This is a genomic window from Anabaena subtropica FACHB-260 (assembly GCF_014697105.1).
GTDB classification, from domain to species: domain Bacteria; phylum Cyanobacteriota; class Cyanobacteriia; order Cyanobacteriales; family Nostocaceae; genus Trichormus; species Trichormus subtropicus.
The window spans coordinates 1-3,118 of sequence record NZ_JACJRF010000094.1 but is presented as its reverse complement, the minus strand read 5'-3'; the positions used below and the strand labels follow the sequence as shown (position 1 = coordinate 3,118).

2 rRNA genes are annotated in these 3,118 nt (G+C 51.1%); both read left to right on the top strand.

Features of this window, described 5'->3' with window-relative positions:
* Positions 1-3: 3 nt before the first annotated feature.
* Positions 4-2,830, top strand: a 23S ribosomal RNA gene (locus tag H6G18_RS24420).
* 115 nt (positions 2,831-2,945) lie between these two features.
* Positions 2,946-3,063, top strand: a 5S ribosomal RNA gene (gene rrf / locus H6G18_RS24415).
* The last annotated feature ends 55 nt before the right edge of the window (positions 3,064-3,118 follow it).

Genomic DNA, 3,118 nt, shown 5'->3' with positions numbered 1-3,118 from the left:
TGTGGTCAAGCTAATAAGGGCTAATGGTGGATACCTAGGCACACAGAGGCGAAGAAGGACGTGGTTACCGACGAAATACTCCGGGGAGTTGGAAGCAAACTAAGAGCCGGAGATGTCCGAATGGGGCAACCCTAAATACTACCTGTTGAATATATAGACAGGAAAGAGCCAACCCAGCGAACTGAAACATCTTAGTAGCTGGAGGAAGAGAAATCAAAAGAGATTCCCTAAGTAGTGGTGAGCGAAAGGGGAAGAGCCTAAACCATTCGGTTTACTGAATGGGGTTGTGGGACAGCAATATCGAATCTAGAGGTTAGACGAAGCAGCTAAATACTGCACCAGAGAAAGTGAAAGTCTTGTAGTCGAAAACTAAAGGATAGTAGCTGAATCCCGAGTAGCATGGGGCACGAGGAATCCCATGTGAATCAGCGAGGACCATCTCGTAAGGCTAAATACTACTGTGTGACCGATAGTGAACCAGTACCGCGAGGGAAAGGTGAAAAGAACCCCGCAAGGGGAGTGAAATAGAACATGAAACCATTAGCTTACAAGCAGTGGGAGTCCGATTAAACGGATGACCGCGTGCCTGTTGAAGAATGAGCCGGCGACTTATAGGCACTGGTAGGTTAAAGCGGAAATGCTGGAGCCAAAGGGAAACCGAGTCTGAAAAGGGCGATAATCAGTGTTTATAGACCCGAACCCTGGTGATCTAACCATGGCCAGGATGAAGCTTGGGTAACACCAAGTGGAGGTCCGAACCGACCGATGTTGAAAAATCGGCGGATGAGCTGTGGTTAGGGGTGAAATGCCAATCGAACCAGGAGCTAGCTGGTTCTCCCCGAAATGTGTTGAGGCGCAGCGGTAACGATTATATCTGGGGGGTAAAGCACTGTTTCGGTGCGGGCTGGGAGACCGGTACCAAATCGAGACAAACTCAGAATACCCAGAGCACACGTTGCCAGTGAGACGGTGGGGGATAAGCTTCATCGTCAAGAGGGAAACAGCCCAGACCACCAGCTAAGGTCCCCAAATCATCGCTAAGTGATAAAGGAGGTGAGATTGCCTAGACAACTAGGAGGTTTGCCTAGAAGCAGCCACCCTTGAAAGAGTGCGTAATAGCTCACTAGTCAAGCGATCTTGCGCCGAAAATGAACGGGGCTAAGCGATGTACCGAAGCTGTGGGATTACTAATAATAATCGGTAGGGGAGCGTTCCGTAGTAGGAAGAAGCAGTAGCGGCGAGCAGCTGTGGACGAGACGGAAGTGAGAATGTCGGCTTGAGTAGCGCAAACATTGGTGAGAATCCAATGCCCCGAAACCCTAAGGGTTCCAGAGCCAGGTTCGTCCACTCTGGGTTAGTCGGGACCTAAGGCGAGGCCGAAAGGCGTAGTCGATGGACACAGGGTCAATAATCCCTGACTATGGTATGGGAGCATTGCTAGGGACGCATGAAAGATAGCTATACCCTGATTGGTTTGGGAGGAGTTTACGAACTCCGCATAGTGAAGGATAGTGTCAAGAAAAGCTAGTAATGTGATGAACATATCGTACCCGTACCCGAAACCGACACAGGTAGGGAGGTTGAGAATACCAAGGGGCGCGAGATAACTCTCTCTAAGGAACTCGGCAAAATGGCCCCGTAACTTCGGAAGAAGGGGTACCCACCTCAGACGTGGGTCGCAGTGAAGAGATCCAGGCGACTGTTTACCAAAAACACAGGTCTCCGCAAACTCGTAAGAGGAAGTATGGGGGCTGACGCCTGCCCAGTGCCGGAAGGTTAAGGAAGTTGGTCAGGGCGAAAGTTTGAAGCTGACGACCGAAGCCCCGGTGAACGGCGGCCGTAACTATAACGGTCCTAAGGTAGCGAAATTCCTTGTCGGGTAAGTTCCGACCCGCACGAAAGGCGTAACGATCTGGATGGTGTCTCAGAGAGAGACTCGGCGAAATAGGAATGTCTGTGAAGATACGGACTGCCTGCACCTGGACAGAAAGACCCTATGAAGCTTTACTGTAGCCTGGAATTGTGTCCGGGCTTCGCTTGCGCAGGATAGGTGGGAAGCGATGAAGCACTCCTTGTGGGGAGTGTGGAGCTAACGGTGAGATACCACTCTGGCGAAGCTAGGATTCTAACTTATTTCCATTATCTGGAAAAAGGACAGTTTCAGGTGGGCAGTTTGACTGGGGCGGTCGCCTCCTAAAAGGTAACGGAGGCGCGCAAAGGTTCCCTCAGCACGCTTGGAAACCGTGCGGCGAGTGTAAAGGCATAAAGGGAGCTTGACTGCGAGACTGACAAGTCGAGCAGGTACGAAAGTAGGCCTTAGTGATCCGACGGCGCAGAGTGGAATGGCCGTCGCTCAACGGATAAAAGTTACTCTAGGGATAACAGGCTGATCTCCCCCAAGAGTCCACATCGACGGGGAGGTTTGGCACCTCGATGTCGGCTCATCGCAACCTGGGGCGGAAGTACGTCCCAAGGGTTGGGCTGTTCGCCCATTAAAGCGGTACGTGAGCTGGGTTCAGAACGTCGTGAGACAGTTCGGTCCATATCCGGTGCAGGCGTAAGAGCATTGAGAGGAGCCTTCCTTAGTACGAGAGGACCGGGAAGGACGCACCGCTGGTGTACCAGTTATCGTACCAACGGTAAACGCTGGGTAGCCAAGTGCGGAGCGGATAACCGCTGAAAGCATCTAAGTGGGAAGCCCACCTCAAGATGAGTGCTCTCACTACGTAAGTAGGTAAGGTCACGGGTAGAACACCCGTTCTTAGGCGGTAGGTGGAAGTGCAGCAATGTATGCAGCCGAGCCGTGCTAACAGACCGAGGGCTTGACCTCATCATTTGTTTGATATGTCTATCGCGTTTCTTGCAGTCTTCAGGGTCTCTGTACCCTCGAATTTAAATTTCATCTTTCTTCTTTTGAATTTTGATTTTTGAATTTTGAATTCTTTCCTGGTGCCTATGGTGCAGTGGTACCACTCTGATTCCATCCCGAACTCAGTTGTGAAACGCTGCTACGGCTACGATAGTTTAGGGGTTGCCCTACGCCACAATCGCTCGGTGCCAGGTTCTATACTCTACTCAAAAACCCCCTTTTCTTACACGAAAATGGGGTTTTTGTTTT